General features: G+C 41.1%; 24 protein-coding genes and 1 pseudogene. All 25 read right to left on the bottom strand.

The window, feature by feature from the left end; translation table 11 throughout:
* Nucleotides 1–180, bottom strand: a pseudogene (locus tag WB217_RS15940) (hypothetical protein); the annotation flags it as partial.
* Between the two features lie 28 nt (nt 181–208).
* Complete coding sequence (locus WB217_RS15935) at nt 209–352, bottom strand: hypothetical protein (protein ID WP_423994237.1); 144 nt, start codon at nt 350–352, stop codon at nt 209–211.
* A 717-nt stretch (nt 353–1,069) separates the two neighbouring features.
* Nucleotides 1,070–1,615: an outer spore coat protein CotE gene (locus tag WB217_RS15930; protein ID WP_423994235.1), complete on the bottom strand. Its 546-nt coding sequence runs from the start codon at nt 1,613–1,615 to the stop codon at nt 1,070–1,072.
* 219 nt (nt 1,616–1,834) lie between these two features.
* A complete protein-coding gene (locus WB217_RS15925) occupies nt 1,835–2,275 on the bottom strand; it encodes a RicAFT regulatory complex protein RicA family protein (RefSeq protein ID WP_423994234.1) in 441 nt (146 codons plus the stop codon).
* Between the two features lies 1 nt (nt 2,276).
* Nucleotides 2,277–3,821, bottom strand: coding sequence for a tRNA (N6-isopentenyl adenosine(37)-C2)-methylthiotransferase MiaB (gene miaB, locus WB217_RS15920; protein ID WP_423994233.1), 1,545 nt, complete (start codon nt 3,819–3,821; stop codon nt 2,277–2,279).
* A 421-nt stretch (nt 3,822–4,242) separates the two neighbouring features.
* On the bottom strand, nt 4,243–5,109 hold the full coding sequence (locus WB217_RS15915; protein ID WP_423994232.1) for a 2-oxoacid:ferredoxin oxidoreductase subunit beta: 867 nt from the start codon (nt 5,107–5,109) through the stop codon (nt 4,243–4,245).
* Nucleotide 5,110: 1 nt separating this feature from the next.
* Nucleotides 5,111–6,844: a 2-oxoacid:acceptor oxidoreductase subunit alpha gene (locus WB217_RS15910; RefSeq protein WP_423994231.1), complete on the bottom strand. Its 1,734-nt coding sequence runs from the start codon at nt 6,842–6,844 to the stop codon at nt 5,111–5,113.
* A 278-nt stretch (nt 6,845–7,122) separates the two neighbouring features.
* Nucleotides 7,123–8,064: a dipeptidase gene (locus WB217_RS15905; protein WP_423994229.1), complete on the bottom strand. Its 942-nt coding sequence runs from the start codon at nt 8,062–8,064 to the stop codon at nt 7,123–7,125.
* A 129-nt stretch (nt 8,065–8,193) separates the two neighbouring features.
* Nucleotides 8,194–8,454, bottom strand: coding sequence for a stage V sporulation protein SpoVS (gene spoVS / locus WB217_RS15900; protein WP_010193268.1), 261 nt, complete (start codon nt 8,452–8,454; stop codon nt 8,194–8,196).
* Between the two features lie 151 nt (nt 8,455–8,605).
* Nucleotides 8,606–9,403, bottom strand: a complete 798-nt coding sequence (locus WB217_RS15895; protein WP_423994227.1) for a TIGR00282 family metallophosphoesterase — start codon at nt 9,401–9,403, stop codon at nt 8,606–8,608.
* 140 nt (nt 9,404–9,543) lie between these two features.
* Entirely contained in the window at nt 9,544–11,106 is a 1,563-nt protein-coding gene (rny, locus tag WB217_RS15890; protein WP_423994226.1) for a ribonuclease Y, read from the bottom strand.
* A gap of 397 nt (nt 11,107–11,503) precedes the next feature.
* A complete protein-coding gene (recA, locus tag WB217_RS15885) occupies nt 11,504–12,544 on the bottom strand; it encodes a recombinase RecA (protein WP_423994225.1) in 1,041 nt (346 codons plus the stop codon).
* A 265-nt stretch (nt 12,545–12,809) separates the two neighbouring features.
* Nucleotides 12,810–14,060 carry a competence/damage-inducible protein A gene (locus WB217_RS15880; RefSeq protein WP_423994224.1) on the bottom strand — a complete coding sequence of 417 codons (1,251 nt, stop codon included), beginning with the start codon at nt 14,058–14,060 and terminating at the stop codon, nt 12,810–12,812.
* 25 nt (nt 14,061–14,085) lie between these two features.
* On the bottom strand, nt 14,086–14,664 hold the full coding sequence (pgsA, locus tag WB217_RS15875; protein WP_423994222.1) for a CDP-diacylglycerol--glycerol-3-phosphate 3-phosphatidyltransferase: 579 nt from the start codon (nt 14,662–14,664) through the stop codon (nt 14,086–14,088).
* Nucleotides 14,665–15,020: 356 nt separating this feature from the next.
* Nucleotides 15,021–15,905, bottom strand: coding sequence for a helix-turn-helix domain-containing protein (locus tag WB217_RS15870; protein ID WP_423994221.1), 885 nt, complete (start codon nt 15,903–15,905; stop codon nt 15,021–15,023).
* A 20-nt stretch (nt 15,906–15,925) separates the two neighbouring features.
* Nucleotides 15,926–16,717, bottom strand: a complete 792-nt coding sequence (locus WB217_RS15865; RefSeq protein WP_335375098.1) for a DUF3388 domain-containing protein — start codon at nt 16,715–16,717, stop codon at nt 15,926–15,928.
* A gap of 283 nt (nt 16,718–17,000) precedes the next feature.
* A complete protein-coding gene (locus tag WB217_RS15860) occupies nt 17,001–17,258 on the bottom strand; it encodes a DUF3243 domain-containing protein (protein WP_423994220.1) in 258 nt (85 codons plus the stop codon).
* Between the two features lie 101 nt (nt 17,259–17,359).
* A complete protein-coding gene (gene ymfI, locus WB217_RS15855) occupies nt 17,360–18,082 on the bottom strand; it encodes an elongation factor P 5-aminopentanone reductase (RefSeq protein ID WP_423994219.1) in 723 nt (240 codons plus the stop codon).
* Nucleotides 18,083–18,182: 100 nt separating this feature from the next.
* Entirely contained in the window at nt 18,183–19,475 is a 1,293-nt protein-coding gene (gene yfmH, locus WB217_RS15850) for an EF-P 5-aminopentanol modification-associated protein YfmH (protein ID WP_423994218.1), read from the bottom strand.
* On the bottom strand, nt 19,476–20,753 hold the full coding sequence (yfmF, locus tag WB217_RS15845) for an EF-P 5-aminopentanol modification-associated protein YfmF (RefSeq protein WP_423994217.1): 1,278 nt from the start codon (nt 20,751–20,753) through the stop codon (nt 19,476–19,478). It abuts the gene before it with no gap.
* A 234-nt stretch (nt 20,754–20,987) separates the two neighbouring features.
* Complete coding sequence (locus tag WB217_RS15840) at nt 20,988–22,076, bottom strand: GGDEF domain-containing protein (protein WP_423994216.1); 1,089 nt, start codon at nt 22,074–22,076, stop codon at nt 20,988–20,990.
* A 205-nt stretch (nt 22,077–22,281) separates the two neighbouring features.
* Complete coding sequence (locus tag WB217_RS15835) at nt 22,282–23,235, bottom strand: ABC transporter permease (RefSeq protein ID WP_423994215.1); 954 nt, start codon at nt 23,233–23,235, stop codon at nt 22,282–22,284.
* Between the two features lies 1 nt (nt 23,236).
* Nucleotides 23,237–24,316 (bottom strand): ABC transporter permease, encoded by a 1,080-nt coding sequence (locus WB217_RS15830; RefSeq protein WP_423994214.1) that lies wholly within the window; start codon nt 24,314–24,316, stop codon nt 23,237–23,239.
* Nucleotides 24,313–25,836 (bottom strand): ABC transporter ATP-binding protein, encoded by a 1,524-nt coding sequence (locus WB217_RS15825; RefSeq protein ID WP_423994213.1) that lies wholly within the window; start codon nt 25,834–25,836, stop codon nt 24,313–24,315. Before WB217_RS15825 ends, WB217_RS15830 begins: the two co-directional genes overlap by 4 nt.
* A gap of 193 nt (nt 25,837–26,029) precedes the next feature.
* Nucleotides 26,030–26,376 (bottom strand): BMP family lipoprotein (locus tag WB217_RS15820; protein WP_423994212.1); only part of this gene is annotated, 347 nt, incomplete at its 5' end.

Genomic DNA, 26,376 nt, shown 5'->3' with positions numbered 1-26,376 from the left:
GAAGTATACCAATAAAACATTCACGACATTGGCCGGCAGCTTTTTACGTGTCGATATTGATCTTAGCGCTATGTTTTCAAGTCCGCGAATATTGTTATTTGTTAGTTTCTCCACCACTTCTATTGGCAAGGCAGTTTCGCAGAAATGAAGGAAGTCTGGGTCATTTAAAAGTTTATTCATAGAAAATCTCCTGCTTTAATTACTTTTTTTAGATCGTTTTGATCGCATTCTCCAATAGTTCGATGTCTTTTGATATTTCTTTTCTTAACCTGACATCATTACATCTTTGATACTCATTATGCAGCCGTCTAAGTTCCTCACGAAAAATTAGATATTCAAAGTTGTTATTCATAATCGCCCTCATTATCATTGACTATTCTAGAAAATATTTTCCCATAATTTCCTTGAGTCAAACAAATTTATTTCGAGGGGGGTGTTATGCTTACCTTAACATTAAGCAGTGACCTATTGAAAGAGGTATTTTGGTTTATTTAATTTTCCCAATGAACAGTCCTCATCATCCTTTTTTGAACTTAGAGATATGCGAATCCGTTTTAGCATAAAAGCCATACAAACAGTTAATAATTTCATTTTTTTATTCTGCATATTTAATTCGTATTCATTCACAACATTCCTTTAATTAAGAGTAATAATATTCCATAAAAAAGCATTCCTATAATTTTAAAGAATACAAGTGCGTAGATGTGATATTTATATTCAAAAAGGATAAAAACTCACGCTTTCTGCAATGAATGACTTTTTCTTCTTTTACCTGCACTAAATCAATTAACAGCATCCTATGTATATTTGGTCTTATGCGTTCTGTTTCGGGTGTGGTGCTTATAACTATCCAAGCTATCGGTACGGTGCAACAACTCCAAAAAACTCATATTATTTCTGCAAAATACTCAATTGTTCATTCGAAAATTAAAATACTGCCCGATCAAGAACAAAAGCTCATAGAAGCAACTGCCCTCAAACCAGGTGCTTTCAATATATGCACTGGAAATAATTTAACAATTACTTGCCCATAAAAAAAACTAGGAAGTGCGAGCTTCCTAGTTCGATATTATTCTTCTTCAGTTCCTAAAAGGAAATCAGGGTTCAGGTCTTCGAACTCGTCGTCATCGACACCGTGGCCCCATTCATCATCGTCACAGTCGCAGCCACCTGGATGGATCAGGACACATACCTTCGTTTCTCCGATGACTTCGACTAAGAATTCCCTTTCTACATGTACGATGATCTTGTTGCCATTTGGCGAGATGACTGCTTCGATGCAGTTAGGCTGCTGTAGCACTTCGACAAGCACATCGTGGTCATCCATGCAATCGGGGTCGCGGTATTTAAGCTTGATGACATCGCAGTACGTTACTTTCTCTGTTACTACTTCTGTTCTTGTATTATCATCAAAGGAATACCAGATATTGATGTCATAAGCCCCGCTTACCTCAACTGTTTTGCCAACCTTTTTTGCTTTATACTTATGGTTTATGACCCAAGCGCCTAGAATGCTGCTCGGATGATGCGCTGGGTTGATCGTATGATTGGACTGTGTAAACTTTCGTCCCTTCGCTACGACGGCTTTCGTAATAATCTCTCTGTATTCTCCCATTGCGAGCGAAACCTCCTCAATCTTTTTCAATTCATCCTATGCGTGATATTAGACTAGTGTGCGATTAATTTTAGAACAGCTAGTAAAAACTTAGGCATAGTTCATTGTATGCCCATTCGCGGTGAATGTTCCCGATTGATGAAAAACTGGAGGCAAGAACATAAAAAAACATGGCATCTATCTTGTATAGATGCCATGTTCTAAAATAATGTTTATTGTTTAATGACTGCAGCTGCTGCCACAGCTCTCGCCATTTTTGATTGCTGCGCCTGTTTCCCCGCGAAGAACATCTCCGCCAGTTGAAGCGACAACCTCATCCGTAACGGTATTTGAGATCGTTGTAGCAATTAACTGAAGCAGATCATTTACTTCCATTTGAGATTGCTTGAACTCCTGTACCACTGGAATTTCGTCAAGCTGCTGCTCTAATGAAGCAATTTTTTCTTCTGTCTTTTGAAGTGCTTCTGACTTTCCGTAGTGCTGGAAGTTTACTGCCTGTTTTTGCAAACCTTTAATAGAAGAAATAATGGTTTTTACTTTTTCATTTTCGTGAATTTGCGCTTCTGCTCGCTTGAAAAAGTCAACTTCCTCCGTCTCAGCAATCATTAATGCTATTTCTCTTGAACGCTTGATAATGTCATCTTTATTATATTTAGCCATCTTACTTCACCTCAACTGGTTCAAATTCTTCGATCATTTCCCCGTTTAATGACCACGTTTTTGCATTTGTAATTTTCACTTTCACAATTTTGCCAATCGCTGTAATGGGACCTGCAAAATTCACAAGCTTCATCTTGCTTGTGTAGCCCGCAAGGACATCAGGGTTATTCTTGCTTTCGCCTTCTACCAGCACCTCAACAATCTGATCCTGATATTTTTTCATAGACTGCGCAGATTGCTCATTAACCAGTGCATTCAAACGCTGCAAACGCTCTTTCTTTACTTCCATCGGGACATTGTCCTGCATTTTAGCTGCAGGTGTGCCTTCCCTTGGAGAATAAATAAAGGTATATGCACCCTCAAAGCCAACTTCACGAACAAGGGACATTGTTTCTTCAAATTGCTCCTCTGTTTCATTTGGATAGCCTACAATGATATCAGTAGTCATAGTAGCATTAGGGATTGCAGCCTTAATTTTACTGACTAGCTCAAGATATTGTTCACGTGTATATTTACGTGCCATAATCTTTAATACATCAGTGGAACCAGACTGTACCGGCAGATGGATATGATCCATCAAATTACCGCCTTTAGCGAGCACTTCAATCAAATGATCATCAAAGTCGCGAGGATGGCTTGTAGTAAACCGGATTCTGGGAATATCTATTTTACGAATTTCATCCATCAGGTCACCCAGACCATACTTCATATCAGTTAAGTCTTTACCGTACGCGTTTACGTTTTGCCCAAGCAGGGTAATTTCCTGATAGCCCTGTGCAGCAAGCTGGCGTACTTCCTGGATGATATCTTCAGGACGACGGCTGCGCTCCTTGCCGCGAGTATAAGGGACGATGCAGTATGTGCAGAACTTATCACAGCCATACATAATGTTAACCCATGCCTTAATATTGCCCCGGCGCACTTTAGGAAGGTTTTCGATTACATCCCCTTCCTTAGACCAAACCTCAATAACCATTTCCTTCGACATATATGCTTCATGAAGGATGTTTGGCAAACGGTGGATATTATGTGTTCCAAAAATCATATCGACCTGGTTATATGTTTTTAAAATCTTGTTTACGACTGATTCTTCCTGTGACATACAGCCACAAACGCCCAACAGGAGATCGGGCTTTTCTTTTTTCAAATGTTTAAGATGTCCAAGCTCTCCAAATACCTTATTTTCGGCATTTTCTCTGATTGCACAAGTATTTAAAAGAATGACATTTGCATCTTCCACCGTGTCAGTAGGTTCATAACCAAGGTTTAAGAAGATTCCAGCCATTACTTCTGTGTCATGTTCATTCATCTGACAGCCATACGTGCGGATATAGAACTTGCGCCCCTGGCCCATTCCCTGGAACTGCTCGGGAATGGCAAAGTCCTTATGATACGCCACTTCTTCCTTGCCGCGTTTCTTCGCATCCTTCAAGGAAGGGGCTGTATAAACTGTTTCAAAGTACTTGCTGTAATCCTTATCGGATTTTTTGTCCGAAGAATTAGCAGACTGTACTTGTTGGCTTTCCAAGCGTTGTTTTTCGTTCATTGTAGATCCCCTTTCGTTAGAAAAGCGTGAGCGATATGAACCGCTACGAATTGCATTTATCCGCTGCTATGCATAAGGGTCTTATTAGCAGATCATGCAGTATGAATACGGTCAGGCGCTGGAGGCTAAATCCAGAAAGCTACCGCATTTTTAAAAACAGGGCAAATGGATTTGAAACCCTGAAAATATTAAATATACACATTATAATAGTATAAACTCTTCAATCAATGAAAACAATAGTAGGCGCCGGAAATACAGCATTCCTTCAGAAAAAGCCTGTCTAATATCCCATATTACCTCAACAATACATCTTTAGGTGTGATGGTTGTCACTTATCAATGATAATAAAAACCCCAATCAACAATGATTGGGGTCTAATATTGTCCAGTCCTAGCACCTTTTAGGATTAAGAGACTTTTTTTTACATGAATTCTGCAACGAGCTTATCAAAGTGAGCTTGATCAAGCTTAAGGTCTGCATTTGCAAGCGGAGTTTCTGAGTACCCGCTTACTAGCTCCTGGTATGATTTGCGCTCGGTGTTTTGATAGATTAACCCAGTTACAAGTCCATCATGCTTCATCAAAGTTTGCATTGCAGCTTCACGATTTGATGGGTCATATCCTTCGATATCGCTAAGCTTTGTCAGGTTTTCTTTGAACCAGTCATATGTGTTTACTTTATTGTAAGTAACACATGGGCTGAACACGTTGATTAAAGAGAAACCTTCGTGATTGATTCCTGCTTCGATAAGAGCAGTTAAATCCTTAAGGTCGGTTGAGAAGCTTTGTGCCACGAATGTAGCGCCAGCAGTCAATGCCAATTCCATTGGAGAAATCGCTTGTTCGATTGAGCCCATTGGAGTTGATTTTGTCTTGAATCCAGCAGCTGAACGTGGGGAAGTTTGTCCCTTTGTCAAACCGTAAATCTGGTTATCCATGACGATATAAGTAATATTGATGTTGCGGCGGATTGCATGGACTGTATGTCCCATACCAATCGCAAATCCATCACCATCTCCACCAGAAGCGATAACTGTCAAATCACGGTTGGCCATTTTCACACCCTGTGCGATAGGAAGAGCACGACCATGGATTCCGTGGAATCCGTAAGAGTTAATATATCCGGAGATACGGCCAGAACAGCCGATACCTGAAATGACTGCCAAGCCTTCTGGCTCTAATCCAACATTCGCAGCAGCACGCTGAATTGCCGCCTGTACAGAGAAGTCGCCACAGCCTGGGCACCAGTTTGGTTTTACATTATTGCGAAATTCTTTAAAAGTCGCCATCCTAGAACAACTCCTTGCATTTTGTGTGGACTTCCTGCGGCAAGAATGGATTTCCGTCATACTTGAGGATCTTAGTGATCTTCTCATGACTTCCCACGTTCATCTTCATAATGTTTGCCAGCTGTCCTGTTGCATTATTTTCAATGACTGCAACCTTCTTTGCAGATTTAACAAGCTGCATCATTTCTTCAGCTGGGAATGGATGGATCAGGCGCACATGTGCGTGGTTTACTTTCAAACCATCCTTCTCAAGTCGTGCCATTGCTTCTTCAATAGCACCACGTGTAGAGTTGAAACCTACGATCAATAGATCAGCTTCCTCATGAGGAGCGTTTGTATGGATTGGCGTATCGAACTTCAGATTGCTAATCTTGCGGAAGCGTTTATCCATCTGGGCAATACGGTTCGCTGCAGATTCTGAAGGTTTTCCAGTTTCGTCATGCTCAACACCAGTAACATGGTGGATGCCGTTCTTCATTCCTGGGACTACACGTGGTGATACACCATCTTCAGTCACTTCATAACGCTTAAAGTAACCCTTGTCATCAATTTCAGGAAGTGCTTCAGTAGCTAATTTACCACGGCGGATTTCAACCTTGTCAAACTCAAGCGGTTCAACAGTTTGTTTTCCAAGTGATAGTTGCAAGTCAGTCAAAACAATAACCGGGCACTGATATTCTTCAGCAAGGTTAAATGCTTCAGCGGCATCATAGAATGCTTCCTGTACAGTACTTGGAGCCATAACAATCTTTGGAATCTCACCGTGAGTTCCATAAATCATTGCCATAAGGTCTGATTGTTCCTGTTTAGTTGGAAGACCTGTTGATGGGCCGCCACGCTGAGTGTCAACAATAACAAGCGGAGTTTCAGTGATACCTGAAAGACCGATTGCTTCCATTTTCAATGAAAGACCAGGACCTGCAGAAGCTGTAAGCGCACGTACACCGCCATAGTTAGCACCGATTGTCATTGTAACTGCCGCAATCTCATCTTCTGTCTGGATAACTGTTCCGCCAAGAGCAGGAAGTTTCTTGATCAAGTATTCCATGATTTCTGATGCAGGTGTGATTGGGTATGCGGCCATGAAACGGCAGCCCGCTGCGACAGCTCCAAGTGCGATTGCATCGTTACCAATCATAAATAGGCGTTTTTGACCATCCGCTTTTTCAAGCTGCATAGTTTCGGAATCGCCTAATTGTTGTTTCGTATATTCGTAGCCCGCTTTGATGGCTTCCATATTTTTATCGACAACTTGTTGTCCTTTGCGTCCGAAGATTTCCTGGACGACTTCTTCAAAAACTTGGATATCCAAGTCTAAAATAGCACTAGTCGCACCGATGGCAACCATGTTTTTCATAAGAGATGTTCCCAGTTCAGTAGCCATTTCCGTAAATGGAACCGCATACATAGCGGCTTTAGTATCCTCTGGCTTCTTTGGGTCAAACTTAGCATCAGCAATAATTACGCCATTCTCATGCAATTCTTTGTAGTTTACATCGATTGTTTCCTGGTCGAAAGCTACAAGAATATCTAAATCGTCAGAAATAGATCGAACCTCTGTAGTGCTTACTCGAATCTTGTTATTTGTATGCCCGCCTTTGATACGTGATGAAAAGTGACGGTAGCCATACAAGTAGTAGCCTAGACGGTTCAATGCAATAGAGAAAATTTCCCCGGTAGATTCAATTCCTTCTCCCTGCTGTCCGCCAACTTTCCATGAAAGTTGATTGATCATCCCTTACACCCCTTTAGATACGTAAAAAAATATGTAAAAACGCTTCGTTATTAAGTGTAGCACTGTCATTCACTAGATTAACGGTATTCAAACAAAATCCAATCTGAAATCTAGCAAAAGGATGGTACTAAACGCTTACAATTCTAGACCTATGTGAAAAAAAAAGCAACCCTTTATAAGGAAATATTGACGAAAATATGAATATTTTTTTATTTATTAAAATATTACAAGTTTATCGCCTTCCGCTTTTAGCTTAAAAGCAGACAAACCCCTTGCTGCTATTGAGTTCTTCCATTTCCCCATGGAAGTCTTTTTGCCATATTTGAAAATAAAAACTTCTCTACTTGTATATCAGAATAATATTTTTGCAATACATTCCATAGGTTTTCGTATTGATCGTTTCCTGCGAGCTTATTCACAGTAAATTCGATTCCATCGAAATCAGAGCCAAATCCTACATGGTTCTCTCCCCCTAAAGAACAAACGTACTCCAAGTGCCGTAACACGTCATCAATAACGGCCTGCTTAGTCCCCGATAAAAATTCCGGCACAAATGTAATGCCCATTACTGAGTCCCGTTCAATCAATGCTTTTATCTGGTCATTCCGCAGGTTACGCGGATGTGGACATAGAGAATGACAATTAGAATGTGAAGCAAACATATGCCTGCTGGTTTCGATTACATCCCAGAATCCCCGCTCTGATAGATGGGATACATCGCAAGCTGTATTTGTTTCGTTCAACACCTTTATCACCTGTTTGCCGAACCTTGAAAGGCCTGCTCCTCGTTCTTCCAGAGCTCCGTCAGCAACATAATTCCCATAATTCCAGGTTAACCCCACTGCTCTGACTCCCAGCCTCAGCAGTGTTCGCAATTTCAACAAATCCTGTCCAATTGCGTCGCATCCCTCAAGCGTCAGCATCGCCCCTATTTCATTTTCTCCCAGCTCACGTATATCCTCATTGCTTTTTACCAGCTTCATCTGCGGATAGGGCGAAAGGACCTTCTCGTAAAATAAGTCTACCATCCTGAGTGCTGCCTGAAATTTCAAATCAGGATGGACCGACTCCGGGACATAGATGGCAAAGAATTGAACATTGGTCTTTGAAGTGGTCAACCGCTCAAGATTTACCTGCAATTCCTTAGAGTTGCCGAAATTGAGGTCTGGATTCATAAATAACTTATATAATACATCACAGTGAGCATCGAATATTTTCATTTGGACTCCTCCTATTCTTATTGATAATACGGCAAAAAACGAAAGAAACCTGCTTGCATAAGCAAACAGGCAGATGATCTGAACCATTTAAAAACCACATTCTATCTTTATGGCGGACTTGCACCAGAGTTACCTAGGTTCTACGATTAGTTTGATTGCCGTACGTTCTTCGCCATCAATCAGGATATCAGTAAATGCCGGGATGCATATTAAATCGACGCCGCTAGGTGCTACGAACCCTCTTGCGATCGCTACTGCCTTTACGGCCTGATTTAATGCACCCGCTCCAATCGCCTGAATTTCTGCGCCGCCTCTTTCACGCAGTACTCCAGCAAGCGCACCAGCTACAGAATTAGGATTAGATTTTGCTGAAACTTTTAATATTTCCATTCCTGGCTCCTCCTTATATTGTCCCGATCCTGGATGCCATAAGTGGACATACAGGTTTGTTTGTTCCACTGCTACTATATTCAGGAGGAAGCCTACATATGACCCGCAATATAAAAACTGCGGAGAAAGCCGTGAAAAAAGATTCTATTGATTACGTATATAATGGATGGTCATCATTGACAAGGATCGTTTGAATCTTCACTGCCTTGCCTGTTTTCTTGTCAAGGTCAATCAAAACAGCAGATAGTTGAGACCGTCCGTCCTTCGCCACCTCAAACCTCGTCGGCAGGCTGGTCAAAAACCTTCTGAGGACTGCTTCTTTCTCGACGCCTAATATGCCGTCATATGGACCCGTCATGCCTACATCGGATAAAAAGGCTGTACCATCAGGCAGAATCCTCTGATCCGCTGTCTGGACATGAGTATGCGTTCCTACGACTGCTGATACTTTACCGTCAAGGTACCAGCCCATTGCTTGCTTTTCACTTGTTGCCTCTGCGTGGAAATCCACAAAAATCAGCGGCGTTCTTTTCCTTGCTTCTTCAATCAATTCATCTGCTTTTTTAAATGGACAATCAATCGGAGTTAAAAATGTTCTGCCCTGTAAATTGATGATCGCAAGCTCTTCCTGATTAATCTTTAAGTAAACAATGCCCTTTCCTGGTACTTCTTCAGGGAAATTGGCAGGTCTGACGAGATATTTCGCATTATCAATAAATTCAAAAATGTCACGGTTATCCCAGGCATGATTTCCAAGTGTTACAGCCTGGGCTCCCTGTTCAAGAAATTGGCGATAAATCTTTTCAGTTATCCCTTTTCCGCTGGCCGCATTTTCACCATTGATGATCGTCACTGTCGGCCGATATTTTTCTTTCAACTTTGGCAGGTATTCGGTTACCATATCCCGTCCCGGAGAACCTACAACGTCTCCCACAAATAAAATCCGCATCAAAATTCCCTTTCCTGTCTCAAATTTAGCAGTATAAATCAAATTGTATCATATTCACACATCTATAAGAAAATCTATTGGTACGCGTATATTAATATAACATCATCAACAAATAAAAAAAGCGGTGCATAAGCACCGCTTTATTTTGCGTATTCAACTGCCCGTGTCTCACGAATGACTGTGACTTTGATATGTCCTGGATAATCGAGTTCTTCTTCGATTTTCTTACGGATATCTCTAGCCAGGCGGTGTGCCTGCAGGTCATCGATTTGGTCAGGTCTAACCATGATCCTGATTTCTCTGCCAGCTTGGATTGCAAACGATTTTTCGACGCCCTCATAAGACTCAGAGATTTCTTCCAATCTTTCAAGACGTCTAATATAGTTTTCAAGCGCTTCGCTGCGGGCACCAGGCCTTGCAGCTGACAATGCATCAGCAGCAGCAACGAGTACCGCAATGACAGAAGTAGGCTCTGTATCGCCATGGTGAGAAGCTATACTGTTGATTACAACAGGATGCTCTTTATACTTTGTAGCAAGTTCGACCCCGATTTCAACGTGGCTACCCTCTACTTCATGGTCAATCGCCTTTCCAATGTCATGCAGAAGTCCTGCACGGCGAGCTAATGTTTCATCTTCACCTAACTCTGCAGCAAGCAATCCGGACAACTGCGCTACCTCAATTGAATGCTTTAGAACATTCTGTCCGTAGCTAGTTCTGTACTTCAAGCGGCCAAGAATTTTTATTAAGTCTGGGTGCAACCCGTGAACTCCCACTTCAAAGGTTGTTTGTTCTCCAACCTCGCGAATATGTTCATCCACTTCACGGCGCGCCTTTTCGACCATTTCCTCAATTCGAGCCGGATGAATACGTCCATCTTGAACAAGCTTTTCTAGAGCTAAACGGGCTGTTTCACGTCTGATTGGATCAAAACCGGAAAGGATAACTGCTTCCGGAGTATCATCAATAATGAGGTCAATTCCCGTTAACGTTTCCAGGGTACGGATATTCCGTCCCTCACGTCCGATAATGCGTCCCTTCATTTCATCATTCGGAAGGTTTACGACTGACACAGTTGTTTCAGCAACATGGTCAGCTGCGCATCGTTGGATGGCAAGTGAAAGAACTTCCTTCGCTTTTTTATCGGATTCCTCTTTCGCCCTGTTTTCGTTTTCCTTAATCATTAAAGCAATGTCGTGAGCCAGTTCTTGCTCAGTCCGTTCCAAAATGATGGATTTAGCCTCATCGCGCGTTAAGCCCGAGATGCGTTCAATTTCAGCCTGCTGATTTCGTACCATCTCGTCCACTTTGCTTTCCATCTCTTCAATATGCTGTTGTCTTTTGGAAAGAGCATCATCTTTTCGCTCTAAAAGATTCTCACGTTTATTCAACGAATCATCTTTGCGATCAAGATTCTCCTCTTTTTGCAATAAACGATTTTCTTGTTTTTGCAGTTCATTTCTTCGCTCACGAACTTCACGTTCTGCTTCAGTACGTAGTTTGTGAAGTTCATCCTTAGCCTCCAGCAGGGCTTCCTTTTTCATAGCCTCTGCATCACGCTTCGCATCTTCAATAATCTGCTCAGCAGCGTTTCTGGCACCTGCAACTTTTGCTTCCGCAACGGATTTACGATAAAAATAGCCAACAACTGCACCGACGAATAGGCCAAGCAAAATGGAGATGATTGAAATAATAAGATCCATCATTTTCACCTCCTCTTGCTATGAACTTGTGTTACGTTTTTTAAAGTGTCGGCATGTACATTGTTTCAAGCATCAATATACAGCTCTAATGCTTCTAAACGTTTTTAATACCATGAAAATGTAAAATATACATTTTTAATTGTAAAGCTGCTAAATTTTATTGTCAAGGGTTTGTCCCCCAAGGATTTGAAACCTTTTTATTCATTATTCATTTTTTTCTATTTTTTATGGATACAAACTAAACAAGGCCTCCCGATATCATGGGAGACCTTGTTTTCAACTTTTATTCTGAAGGCTATGTTAAATTAGACTATTGATTTCCGCTCCATGCACTCGACAGCAATCAACAGATGCTTAAAAACAACCATGACCTTTAACACAGCCATTCTTAAAAGCTTTATTTCAGTTCAAGTTCTTCCTGGTCTTCTTCACTTTCAGTAACGGTAAATTCTCCATCAAGGCCATAGTGATTCCGAATCTTCTTCTGGATTTCAAGGCGGATGGATGGGTTCTCTTTAAGGAAAATCTTTGCATTTTCCCTTCCCTGTCCAAGACGTTCTTCATTATATGAATACCATGAACCGCTCTTTTGGACGATATCGAGTTCTGAACCGATATCGATGATTTCGCCCTCTTTAGAGATTCCTTCACCGTACATGATATCAACTTCAGCTGTACGGAACGGAGGAGCAACCTTGTTCTTAACAACCTTAATCTTTGTTTTGTTACCTACCATATCATTGCCCTGCTTCAAAGTTTCAGCACGGCGCACTTCTAGACGTACGCTTGAATAGAACTTCAATGCGCGTCCACCAGGCGTAGTTTCAGGGTTACCGAACATGACACCGACTTTTTCACGAATCTGGTTAATGAAAATGGCAAGAGTCTTAGATTTATTGATAGCACCAGACAGCTTACGCAAAGCCTGAGACATCAAACGAGCCTGCAGACCTACGTGGGAATCACCCATTTCCCCTTCAATTTCAGCCTTTGGTACAAGTGCAGCAACAGAGTCAATAACGATAATATCAATTGCTCCGCTTCGAACAAGTGCTTCAGCAATTTCTAACGCCTGTTCACCAGTATCTGGCTGTGAAAGAAGAAGTTCATCAATATTAACACCAAGCTTTTGTGCATAAACAGGATCAAGAGCGTGTTCTGCATCGATAAACGCAGCTTGCCCGCCGTTAGCCTGTACTTCGGCAATCGCATGAAGCGCAACTGTTGTTTTACCTGAACTTTCTGGTCCGTATATTTCGATAACACGTCCGCGAGGATATCCGCCTATTCCTAGAGCAACATCCAATGCAAGCGAGCCACTTGGAGAAGTTGAAATCTTAGTATCTGTCTTCTCTCCCAATTTCATAACTGAGCCTTTACCAAATTGCTTCTCAATTTGTTTTAACGCCATATCTAGTGCAGCTTGACGATCACTCACTCACGTTTCCTCCTTTTATATAAAAACGAACTGGCATTCTGCCTGCCCGCAAATCTCTTATTTAATTCCTACTATTACTATACCTTTTTCACAACTGTTTGTCCATCAAAAAGTCGAACATTTATTCGTTTTTTTTCATAAACAAAAATCTGATAAAAGTGATTTTTAAATATGTTTTTAACCAATTCCCAAAGAGTCAAACCCCTAAAAACGTCATTTTCAAAAGCATTCTGTCTATTTCAGGCCCCAAAAAAAAACACGGAGCTCATCGCTTCCGTGTTCCTGCCAATCTATTAAGCAATAAAAAACAGCCATACTTTACTGCACGCGATCTGATTGCCTTCCTGGATCCGCCGAGATTAAGTTTTTCGGCATATTCTGGCTGGCCCTTTATCGATATTCCGATATATACAGTTCCTGCAGGGTAGCCTTCTAATTCATCTGGACCTGCAACGCCTGTAAAACTGATTCCAATGTCTGTGTTTAGGAGTACAGCTGTGTTAACTGCCAGTTCCTTTGCACATTCACTGCTGACGGCACCATAATTTCCTATAGTTTCTGGCTGGACGTTCACTAATCCGATCTTGGTCTCGTTTGAGTAGCAAACGATCCCTCCTTTGAAAATACTGCTCACCCCTGGAATAGAAGTAAGTTCCTGCTGGAACAAACCTCCAGTCAGACTCTCAGCTGCTGAAAGAGTTAGATCATTCTCTTTTAGAAGCTTCGAAAGTTCAGTAATAAGTGAAGTTTCGTCATAGCCATAAAAAAATTCGCCAACACGTGCCATAATATCAGCTTCAACTCTGTCAATAAGCGTTTGAGCTGTTTCTGAAGAACCATCTCTTGCGGTGAGCCTTAATGTCACTTCGCTGTCAGCTGCCAAAGGTGCAATTGTAGGATTGCTCTGGGCATCGATTAGGTCTTCGATCTTGGCTTCTAGTGCTGCCTCGCCAATTCCGAAGAAACGGAGCACCCTGGACTCGATTTTTGCCTGCCTGCCAAACATGCTGGCAATCGCTTCCTGTCCATATTTTGTGAACATTGGTTCCATCTCGGATGGTGGACCAGGGAGTAGCATATATTTGTGCTTCTCCGTTGATAGAAACATTCCTGGAGCCATTCCATTATCATTCTTCAATATAATGGATCCCTCAATCACTAGTGCCTGCCTTCGATTGTTTTCTGTCATTGCCCTGTTTGTCTTTTTAAAATAATGCTCAATTGAAACCATAGCTTCTTCATCCATTACAAGCTGTTTCCCAAGCTGTGCAGCAATCGTATCTTTTGTAAGATCATCCTTGGTAGGTCCAAGTCCTCCAGTGAACAGGATGAACTCGGCACGTTCCTGAGCAACCTTCATGGCTTGCTTTAGCCTGTCGGGGTTATCACCCACAACGGTATGATAGAAAACATTTATGCCAAGGTCAGCTAGCTGCCGTGACAGAAATCTAGCATTTGTATTGACGATTTGTCCTAGAAGCAATTCAGATCCTACTGCAATAATTTCAGCATTCATCTCCATACTCCCCCAGTGGCTGCGATTATTTTGAGTTCTTGAAAATATCCTTATTTTTCGCGAAATAGTCCCATCCAGACCAAATCGTAAAGAACATGGCTACCCATAATGCAATGTCAGCAAATGGAATCGAAATAGCTTCAAATATGATATTGTGCAGCAACAATGCAGAAATCGCGACTGTTTGTGCCCACATCTTGATCTTGCCTGGCATTTTAGCTGCTACAACCTCTCCGCCTCCTGCAAGGAGAAGACGAAGTCCAGTAACCGCAAATTCCCTGCTGATGATCACAATCACAATCCAAGCAGGTGCATATCCAAGCTCAACTAATACGATAAGAGCAGAAGAGACAAGGAGCTTATCTGCCAGCGGGTCCAAAAATTTCCCCAGATTAGTGACAAGGTTGTGCTTTCTGGCTATATAACCGTCTACCCAGTCAGTAACTGACGCAAAAATATAAATGAGTGCACCAATTAGATGGGATACCGGCATAGTTGTACCAAGCAGGGAAATTTCTCCCCATGAGAAAGGTACAATCATCACGATTACAAATAACGGAATCAATAATATCCGTGAAATCGTAATTTTATTAGGCAAGTTCATATTCATTATCCTCCAAGATGAAAAATTGCGAAGTGCAGGAATCTGCCTTCATTTTTTTGCTTTATGCTATGTTAAATAGAATGTTGATTTCCGCTGAGCCTCCGGGGACTCACCCGAGCGCTAATCCCGCAGGACATTGAAAAGCTTCCTCGAATCTGCCACGCAAGATGGAAATGCGTTAGCATTTTAGGAGGAATCAGGCACCCACCGCTCAATCAACAGGTGCTTAAAATCAACATTGACATTTAACACAGCCTGCATTATGTAATTTAGATAACTACCCGTTATAATTTTAGCCCGTATAAACATAAGTCCATACGGGCTTTTCAAACATTCTTTAAGTTCAGCTAAGTAACTTATTTTACAAAGTTGATTGTGATCTTCTGTGTCATGTCTTTTTCCGGGGAAACCGCATACTCCAGCTTTTGGTCATTGACATAAATTTCTGTAGCTGGTGCGTAGCCGACATTAATTATTGCCTGAGTCTCATTGGTAAAATCAGCTGTCTTACTCTCATTCTTACCTTTAACCAGTGTTTCCTGGAATACAGCCTTGCCTGTCCCATTTGAAACCCCGACCCATGTCTGGCCTAATGAAACGATCTTCACTACAAATTTATCGGTATTCTTTACTTCATAAGTTGTATTGCTTCCGCTGTTGGAAACCATAGTTAGTTCCTGTGCAGGTGTTTCTTCTGGCGCTGTTTCCTCATCTGCAGGCTCTTCCTCGACCTCTCCTGCTTGATCCCCGTCATCAGTACCGTTGCCATCATCAGCAATTTTGTCTGTTTCCTCGAGCGAAGTTTTCCCTTTATCAGTTGTTGCAGGTTCCTTAGACTCATCACCAGCATTCTGGACAATCAGATACCAAATTAATGCGGTGGCACCGATAATGAATACAACAATTAGAATTTTTGGAAGTACATCAAAGATTCTAGATGTGTCTGGTGAGATACTTTTCCTCGACTGGACTCGGGAAAGCTGCTCAGGAAGCTCTTCGTTGTATGTATTGGGAATCTCGTTCTTATACTGCTCGAATAACGGGTCTGGGTCAAGCCCTACAGCTTCGGCATACTGTTTGATAAAAGCGCGGACATAAAATTTACCTGGCATCATGGAGTAGTTCCCGTCTTCAATGCCAATAAGGTAGCGCTTTTGTATTTTCGTGATGGACTGCAACTCGTCCAGGCTGAGGCCTTTTGCTTCACGTGCTTCTTTTAAAATATTTCCTAACTCAGTCACGATAACACCTTCCAATACTGTTAAAAATCAAATCCTCCAAAATCAGAATCAGTAAACATGTGGTTTTTCTGCACCATATCGTAAACAATTTCTTCGTTCGGATCATTGCGAAGCTCAATAATATAATCAAAATCATCCAATGTGTATTCCGTATTTTGTACGAAAATATCAGGGTGTTCCACTACTTTAACCGCTGGTAGCCGCATGATTTCCCTGACTAGCTGCCAATGACGTTCATTAGCCCTTCTTGTGGAAACTATCCCGTCAATGATAAATAAGTTCTCTGCGTTGTATTCATCTTCAATCAATTGATTGCGAATGGTCTGTTTCAAAAGTGTAGAAGAAACAAAAAGCCATCTTTTATTCGCGCAGACGCTTGAAGCAACAACAGATTCCGTTTTGCCGACTCTCGGCATCCCCCGGATTCCTATCAGCTTATGTCCGTCCTGCTTAAACAATTCTGCCATAAAATCGACGAGGAGTCCAAGCTCACTCCTTACAAACCGGAATGTTTTTTTATCATCTGCATCCCTCTGGATATATCGTCCGTGCCTGACGGCCATTCGGTCGCGAAGCTTTGGTTGTCGTATCTTAATTACTCTTATTGTATCCATTGTATTTAAAATTGACTCTAATCGCTCAATTTGGTCATCGTCTTTAGCAAGCATCAACAGGCCCCGTCTACCTTCATCCACCCCATTAATCGTGACAATGTTAATTGACAGCATCCCAAGCAAAGAAGAAATATCGCCAAGCAGTCCCGGACGGTTGATTACAATCTCATATTCCAAATACCATTCTTTTTTCTCCATCATTGTCCTCCTCTGCTATTCCGATATTTGTTTGCGACACATTTTGACAAGAATTATCTAGCTTCTATAATATATGATTTTGGTTGAAGATGAAAGGAAAAACAAGCCGGATATTAAAAGCTGATGTGCCTTTTGATGGGATTGTCAATATAACTTCCCGTATCTTGTTACAACCTCGAAGCGCAGCATCTCCTATGCAAGGTAAGAAGTGTGAATGACCTTTCTCAGAGCCAATAAAAAAAGAGAGGAAATTATACTCCTCTCTCTCAATACCATGCTTATATTACTTGGTTCCGTTGTTTTGTACAAGCTTTACCATTATTGTAGCAATGGCATGCTGTTCATCAGGGCTTGCTACTGACCAAAGGTCTGAAAGAACTCTTTCTTGCTCATTCTTTGGATCCACATTCTTAGCAAGATAGTCCCCTATTTGGTAGGCAAGGTCGCCCATGACTTCTTTGTTCATTCCTTGGTCGTCAGCCTGGTTAAGACGGTCTCCCAAGAAATCCTTCCATTGATTCCAATTATCCAGTACGGACATATTGACAACCTCCTTGTCTAAAATAGTACAAGGTTATTTTGCATACGTAAGACGTTTATTATTCATCAAGCTGGACCTTTTGAAAATTTGACACAATTTTTTTATGTGTGCCAGCCTCCATTAATAGCAAGTACCTGGCCTGTTATGTAGGAGGACTTTTCTGATAGAAGGAATTCAACACTCTCTGCTACTTCACGAGGTACACCAAGTCTTCCGGCTGGAACTTCATCCACTATAGCGTCAATCTCATCTGCTGAAAAGTCACTCAGCATCGGCGTTGATATCACTCCCGGGGCAACAGCGTTCACTCTAATACCAGAGGGTGCCAGTTCTTTGCTCAATGCTTTTGCAAAAGAAATCTGTGCTCCCTTCACCATTGAATAGGCTACTTCACAAGCCGCTCCAGTCTGTCCCCAAATAGAAGACACTATAACGATGCTCCCGCTTTTTTTCTGAACCAATTTAGGTATTAACATTTTTGTCAGCAGCAGTGGAGATGTAACGTGGATCTGTATCAACTGCTCCGCTTCTTTTTCATCCAGGTCCTCAAGCAATCCATACAAAGCATTCCCTGCATTATGAACAATAGCATCCAAAGAAAAAACATTTCTTGCTAAATCACTATATCCGGTTTTAGAAGATAAATCTGCTTGAACAGGAATATATTCACCTTCAAAGTGTCGGAGCTGCTCAAGGACTGTCTGGATACCTTTTTCATTTTTATTGTAATGAAGGTAAAGCGAATAACCTGCTTCTGCAAGCCTTACCGCAATGGCCTGCCCAAGGCCGCCGCTTGCACCTGTGACTAATGCGAACTTTTTCATTCTGCTGTTCCTCTCCAAATTCTCTCATGGAAAATGCGCCGGAAAGAGCCGGCGCATACATAATAGCTATAATGCTCTTTCATTATTTTTGAAAAAGGTATTATTTCCCCTTTGGAACGACCTGGCATACTGTCAATCGCTCTTTCGCTATCAAGCTATCTGCAGCGTGCTTGATATCCTCCAAGGAAAGACTTTCAAGTACGGGAACGACATCAAACAAATCCATTTCATTGAATGCGTAACGGGTAAATTGATTGGCAATATACTCAGGTGAATTAACAGCACGTAGAAAAGCACCGATTTTTTTCTTCTTAGTCCTTTCAAGACTATCTGCTGTCAAATTATTACCCGCTTTTGCATCCATTAGCATTCCTTCAAGCTTCTCAGCAAGCAGGTCAGGTTCGTTCGTATCGCCTCCGACCATCGCAAATCCGAATCCGTACTCCTGTGAGTAGTCAAAGGAGAAGGTATCATCAATCAGCCCTGAACCATATAATTCTGTATAGTTTTCCGAGCTCTTGCCAAATAAAATGTCAAGCAATACATTGGTTGATAGTTCATATTTAAGCATGTCTTTCCCAGACTGGGTCGGATTAGCAGCCTTGATTCCAACAAGGCACTTCGATGTTTGGACATTCATCTTAAGAACTTGCTTCTTTTCTGCGACTTCAGTCTGCTCTTCATCGAATTTACGTTTAATTTCGGGTTTGTTTTTGTATTCTTTCCTGCTCTGGTTGTCCTTGACCATGCTCATTATTTCATCCGGGCTTACCGGACCAACAATGAACAGCAGCATATTACTTGGGTGGTAGAAGGTTTCATAGCATTCATACAGCATATCCTTCGTAATATGCGAGATCGACTCGATTGTCCCTGCAATATCAATGCTGACAGGATGATTTTTATACATATTCTGAATCAATCCGAAATACAGTCTCCAGTCAGGGTTATCGTCATACATCGTGATTTCCTGGCCGATAATTCCCTTTTCCTTTTCAACGGTCTTTTCGGTAAAATAGGGCTCTTGTACAAAATCAATCAGAGTCTCCAAGTTCTTTTCCACGTTTGACGTACTTGAAAACAAATAAGCTGTCCTTGTAAAAGAAGTGAAAGCATTTGCAGATGCGCCTTGCTTACTGAATTGCTGGAATACGTCCCCATCTTCCTTTTCAAATAATTTATGCTCTAAAAAATGCGCAATACCATCCGGTACCTTGACGAACTCGTCTTTTTCTGGCGGCTGGAAATGGTTATCAATTGAACCATATTTGGTCGTGAATGTTGCATACGTTTTATTGAAGCCCTTTTTAGGAAGGATGTATACATCCAGTCCGTTATCCAATTTCTCGTAATACATCTCTTCCTGAAGCTGTTCAAAAATAATCTTATCCATTTATTTATCCGCCTCCAATCCAGTTAAGAAGTAGATGGTATCCATTTTCACTTTGTTGGCTACTTCGACGATTTCTTCCTTCGTGGTTTTGCCCATTCCCGTGAGCCAGTCATCCAGGTTTACCTTTTGTTCTGATACGACATTGTGATAAAGAACTTCTACCATACCTCTCGCTGTATCCAGTGTTTCAAGCATCTGGTTCTCAATGACGGCTTTGGTCTGCTCTATTTCCTGATCAGTGAAATCACCTGCTTGCATAGCCTGCATTTGTTCTCGGATGATTTTGACTGCCAGTTCAAAATTATTGAACTCAATTCCTGACATCACCATCATCAGTCCTTTGTGACTCTCAAGGCGGCTTGCTACATAGTATGCCAGGCTATTTTTTTCCCTAACGTTAATAAATAGCTTGGAATGTGAAAAACCACCAAAAATCCCATTGAATACCTGCAGGGCATAGTAATCGTGATCACCATAGAGGATATTTGTTCTATAGCCAATATTTAATTTACCTTGTTTTATATCTTCTTTTTCTTTTACTGTTTTTTCTTCTACATTTGCTGACGGTACTGGTTCAACTTTCTTCGGTGTGCGCTGTTCAAACTTCAGCAGGTTTTCAGCAATGGATTGTACTTCATCTTCATTTACATCACCGATGATAAAAAGGTCAAGTTCATCCTCAGCAAACGCGTTCTTGTAGAATGAATAAAGATTTTGCTCATTAATTGCAGGAATATCATCGATTTCACCATTAACATGGAGGGCATATGGCTCCCCTTCGCACATTTCCTGAACAAGCCTGAAATTGGAGTATCTCATTTTATCATCATACACTGCCTGGATACGCTGTTTTAATGTCCGCTTTTCTTTTTCAACAGTTTCCTTGTTAAATGTTTCATTTTCCGCAAGTGGATTCACAAGGATTTCAGCTATTAGTTCCAAACCCTTTTTCAGCAAAGGTTCAGGATCGCTTAAGAATTTTTCATTGGCAATTTCAAGTGAGAAGCTGATCACCTGATATTCACCCTTTTTTGAAACATCTACATATAAATTTGCGCCATAAAGCTCATCTAAATAGGAACGAAGCTTGGATGTTGTTGGATATGCTTTAGAGCTGCTTTGAAGCACATATGGTAACAAAGCACGCTTGGTAACGTTTTCGCTTGTGAGCGGAGATTTCATCTTCCAGACGATTGTATTGGTCTTGAACTTTTCTGTTTTTACTACATGGAGCTTGTAGCCTTTCATATCCTTGATTGATTCTGAAATGACAGCCATAGAAATCCTCCTTTATTTATAACACCATTAAAAGCCTTACACCTACTCTTCTTTACCCATTGAGCAAACAAAACATTTATCTTATTTATGTATACGTTGTGATGCCTATAATTAATATTCCTATAAATATACTCTAACTATACCTTTCACGTTTTGGCTAATTCAAGCAATAGCCAAAGAGGCTATGCTAGTGGCCTGTAAAATAAAGCAAAAGCTCCCCTTATAGGAAGCTTATTATTGCCTTGCGGCTGCAATTTCAGCATTTTCTGCTGCATAAAAATATGTATACCCTGTATCAAACTTCGCTTGATTCTTGCCAGCCGCCTTTGCGCTGTACAATAGCTGATCAGCATATCCGAGAAGCTTATCGGGTATTTTTTGATTTTTTGAAGACGCGATGCCGAAACTCATTGTTACAGATAGCGATTCGTCACTGAAATTATTTGCAAGAAGATTAGAATAGAGATCATCAAAAAAGCGGATTTGCAGTGTTTCACTCAACTCCGGCAACAAGAAAGCGAATTCTTCTCCTCCATATCGAAATGCCTGTGCATCATGCTTTTCGGCAATGACCTTGAACAACTCACCTATTCTCCTCAGGATTTCATCACCGGTTAAATGGCCGTATTGATCATTAATCTGTTTAAAATGATCGATATCCCCCATTACAAGCATGAATTTTTGTCGTGATGAGGTAAGGATTCTTAACTGTTCCTGAAAATGACGATGATTGTACAATCCTGTTAAATAATCAGTGAACATCAGTTCATGAAAAATTTCCTTTTGCTTAAAGTGCATTCTTTCCCTTATAACAATCAGTGACCCAAAAACTCCAACCACCCAGATGAAAAATAAATTAAGGATAAATACAAAGGTCGTAAAAAACTCATGTTGGGCCTGGGCCATGTATAAGAAAGAGTACCCAACTGTCAAGGCAGCCGATGAGATGATTGCTCCCTTCGTCCTCCAGTAAATCGTCGCATGCATTACAAGCAAATAGGCGATTGGAAATAGCGGTGACATGACTCCATTTGTCAGGACCAACAGCCACATAAGTGCAACGAAATCAAATAAGATTCCTGCCTTTGCCAGCACATTGAGGTACTGATTACCGGGTGCAATTTTTAAAAGGGCAATCTGAGCGGCAGCCATGTATACAAAGCCAACCAAAAGCAGTAATGGAAAAGTTTCTTTTGTAAAATTAAGTCTGTCTGCAAGCGGTGGGTAATAGAACACAAGCAAACCAACAACCAGGAAGATCCAGCGTAAATATGAAAAGATTTTCTCCGTTTCACGGTCATCCATATATAAGGTAAGTTTCATTTTAATTTAACCTCTTACTGCTGTTATTTTTAACCAACTTTCTTTTTATCTTATCATAATAGATTGAAAGTTTCTAAAAATAATATGTTCAAAATTCCTTTATTTGTGTAGATTCCATTTAAAAAAAGTATTCATGCGACTACTAAAAAAAGAGGCACCTGGGATTCAGGTGCCTCTTTCCACTTTGAATATGTCTTACTAGTTATTAACGTTTTCCACTATCAAATGTTTCACCAACAGCCTTTGGTGCCTGTGATGATTTTGAGAAAATGACTAATGCGATCAATGTGACCACATATGGGAAAATCTTCAATAGGATTGGCGGAATGACAGCCAATTCCGGAATTACCTGTGACACGTTGGCAATTGTACTTGCAAAGCCAAAGAAGAATGTAGCAGCCAAAACACCCAATGGTTTCCACTGTCCAAAAATCAGTGACGCTAGTGCTAGGAATCCAAGACCTGAAACCGTTCCAGTGAATTCACCTGCATAGGTAACGATGATCAATGCGCCGCCCAATCCGGCAAACGCTCCAGAAATCAGTACGCCACTGTAACGGACTCTTCTAACATTGATTCCAGCTGCTTCTGCAGCCTGAGGAAATTCACCACATGATCTTAAACGAAGACCAAATCTTGTCTTATATAAAACGAATGAGCTTATGAATAAAATCAGCAAGACAAACCATGTCGTTGGATATGTCTTAGTGAAAAATAAATCACCGATAATTGGAATATCTGAAAGGAAAGGAACATTAGACGGTGAAAAGCCGCTCGTGATACGGATGTTTCCACTCCCTGTAATATTCCTTGCCAGGAAAATCGTGAGCGCTGTCGCTATCATGTTGATCGCAGTACCACTTATGATCTGGTTGGCATTTAAATTTATACTCGCAAAAGCATGAAGCAGAGAAAAGAGCACCCCTGCAATAACAGCAGTAAGCAATCCCAGCCAAAGAACCAATGTATTGTTGTCAATAACCTCACTCATATAATGAATCGAAAGTGCGCCAGAAAAAGCACCAATGACCATTAAACCTTCAAGGGCAATATTAACAATACCACTTCTTTCGCTGAAAAGGCCTCCTAAGGCTGTAATAAGAAGAGGAATTGTAAAGATAATCGCGTAAGGAAATATTTGTTCTATAATTGACCACATCTTAGGAATCTCCCTTCTCGACTACAGGACCACTTTTTTCTTTTTTATGTGATCTACTCTTCATGAATTTGTTCATCAAACGCTCAATCATTACACTTGTTGCAGCAAAGTAAATAATGATCGCGATGATCGTATTCGCCAATTCAGGCGGGATTTCAGTCATTGCATTCATAAAGCCTGTACCTGAGTAAAGGATTCCGAATAAGACAGCGGCAAAGAATACACCTATTGGGTTATTAGCACCAAGTAGAGCCACTGCAATGCCGTCATATCCTTGCGCAGGAAGAATCCCGATTTGGATAGTAGATGCATTTCCAGTGTATAAAGCAACCCCGCCAAGGCCAGCAAGTGCCCCGGAAATCAGCATTGATAAAATGATATTGCGATTTACCTTCATACCTGCGTATTCAGCAGCATGCCTGTTGAAACCAACAGCCTTCAGTTCGAAACCTAAAGTAGTTTTATTGATGATAAACGCAATGATGATTACAGTAATTACTGCAAGGAATAGGCCAAGGTTAATATATGACCCTTGGAACATATCAGTTAAAAATGGAGTTCTAAGAGTTGCTGATTCTGCTAGTTTCTTAGATTCAGTTTCTAGGAATTCCCCCTTGAAATAAGCAGGAATGACATAGTAGATTGTCCAGTAAGCAATCCAGTTCATCATGATCGTTGAAACTACCTCGTGAACGTTAAACTTTGCCTTAAGCAATCCAGGTATGAATGCCCATAATGCTCCACCAATCAGACCAACAAGGACCATGACAAGCAAAAGAACTGGCCTGGACAGATCATACGTCAACCCTACTGCTGAAGCCAGCAAACCGCCGATCAGCATTTGTCCTGATGCACCGATGTTAAAAAGACCAGTACGGAAGGCAAATGCAACAGAAAGTCCTGTGAAAATCAAAGGAGTAGCAGTTGCCATTGTATTCCCGATACGCTCAAGATTTTTCAGAGCGCCTTGAAGCAAATAGGAATATCCTTCAATCGGGTTGCTGCCGATGAAAAGCATCAGAATTCCTCCGGCTACCAGTCCTAAAATAATGGAAATTAATGATACGATGGTATTTCTCATATGCTTCTCTCCTTAGCCACGCCTGCCATCATTAGACCCACTTCATTTTCATTCGTTTCAGCAGCAATTACGGTACCTACGAGTTCTCCATTGTTAACAATGGCAATACGGTCAGATAACTGTAATACCTCATCGAGCTCTAATGAAATCAATAATACTGCGTTCCCTTTATCTCGATGTTCAATAATTCTTTTGTGGATGTATTCAATTGACCCTACGTCCAGACCACGTGTTGGCTGAACCGCAATCAAAAGCTTAGGATCCAACTCCAGCTCCCTGCCGATAATGGCTTTCTGCTGGTTACCACCTGATAGAGTCCTTGCAATTGAAGCTGCACCCTCTCCAGAACGCACATCAAAATTCGTCAGGATGTTTTGCGCATACGTTTTCATTGCTGTTGGGTTTAAGATTCCATATTTTGAGAAAGGCTGTTTATTGTATATTTGCAATACCATGTTTGATTCTAAAGTATAGTCTAGTACAAGCCCGCGTTTATGCCTGTCTTCAGGGATGTGGCTCATCCCTTTTTCAAGTCTCTCGCGTATAGGGAGATTTGAGATTTCCTGCCCGCTTACGAGGACTGTGCCCGACTCAGCTTTTCTTAATCCGGTTATCGCCTCTACAAGTTCTGTCTGGCCATTGCCTTCAACACCTGCGATCCCTACAATTTCACCTGCTCTAACTTCAAGTGAAAAATCTTTAAGACCCATTACTTTCCTATTGTTTTTCACAGATAGAGAATCTATTTTTAGTACTACCTCTCCAGGAGTACTTTCTTTCTTATCCACTTTGAATGAAACATGACGGCCTACCATCATTTCTGCAAGGCTTGCCTCACTCGCTTCAGCCACATTGACAGTGCCAATTCCTTTCCCACGGCGAATAACCGTACAGCGATCAGCTACTGCTTTAATTTCTTTCAGTTTATGAGTGATAATTATGATAGACTTTCCTTCTTTAATAAGATTGCGCATAATCTTCATTAATTCATCGATTTCCGACGGAGTAAGAACTGCTGTTGGTTCATCCAATATCAAGACATCTGCTTCACGGTAAAGCATTTTTAAAATTTCTACCCTTTGCTGCATACCTACTGAGATATCTTCAATTTTAGCGTGAGGATCTACATTCAATCCATAATGCTTTGACAATTCTTCAATTCTCTTAGCTGCTTTATCGATATCAAGCACCATACCTTTAAGTGGCTCGCTGCCCAATATGATATTTTCTGTAACGGTAAAATTTTCAACCAATTTAAAATGCTGGTGCACCATCCCTATCCCTAAGCGGTTAGCCACATTGGGATTCGTAATACGCACTTCTTTCCCATTCACTTTAACGACGCCTCTTTCAGGCTGATACATCCCGAATAAAACACCCATCAAGGTTGACTTTCCTGCACCGTTTTCCCCTAATAGTGCATGTATTTCCCCTTTTTTTAATGTAAGGGTGACATTATCGTTGGCTACGATACCCGGAAACTCTTTCCGGATATTTAACATTTCCACAACATAACTCATAGTAGCACTCACCTTTGTAATAGACTCTATACCTTTTTAAAATAGGGAGTCCCCTATACTGGAACAGTACTTCAGGTAAAAAACATTAAAAGACTTGAAAGATTGAAAAAATTCCGGTCCTTAATTTCAAATATTTACCGTTCAGACTTTTATAGACAAAAGAGACGGAAGACACCGTCTCTTTCGCTCTATTTTACTTAAACAAATCTCCTTGTTCAGCAGAAACCTTAACATCACCAGATTTAATCTTTTCGAAAACTTCCTTAACTTTGCTTGCTGTTTCTTCGCTCAAGTTAGGGTTCTTTTCAGGAAGACCGATACCATCGTTCTTAGCATCGAAAGTCAAAGTTTGTCCGCCAGGGAATTTTCCATCCAGCTCAGCCTTAACCATGTCGTAAGAAACCTGGTCAAGCTTCTTCATAGCAGAAGTCAAGATAACTGACTTGTCGCCTTCGTATTTACCATCTTCGTACTGGTCAACGTCTACACCAACGATCCAAACTTTATCACCAGCTTTAGCGCGGTTCTTAGCTTCGTTGA

This window comes from Mesobacillus sp. (genome assembly GCF_049588175.1).
GTDB lineage: Bacteria > Bacillota > Bacilli > Bacillales > Cytobacillaceae > Mesobacillus.
The sequence above is the reverse complement of the archived record's forward strand: the minus strand, read 5'-3'. Positions and strand labels throughout refer to the sequence as shown.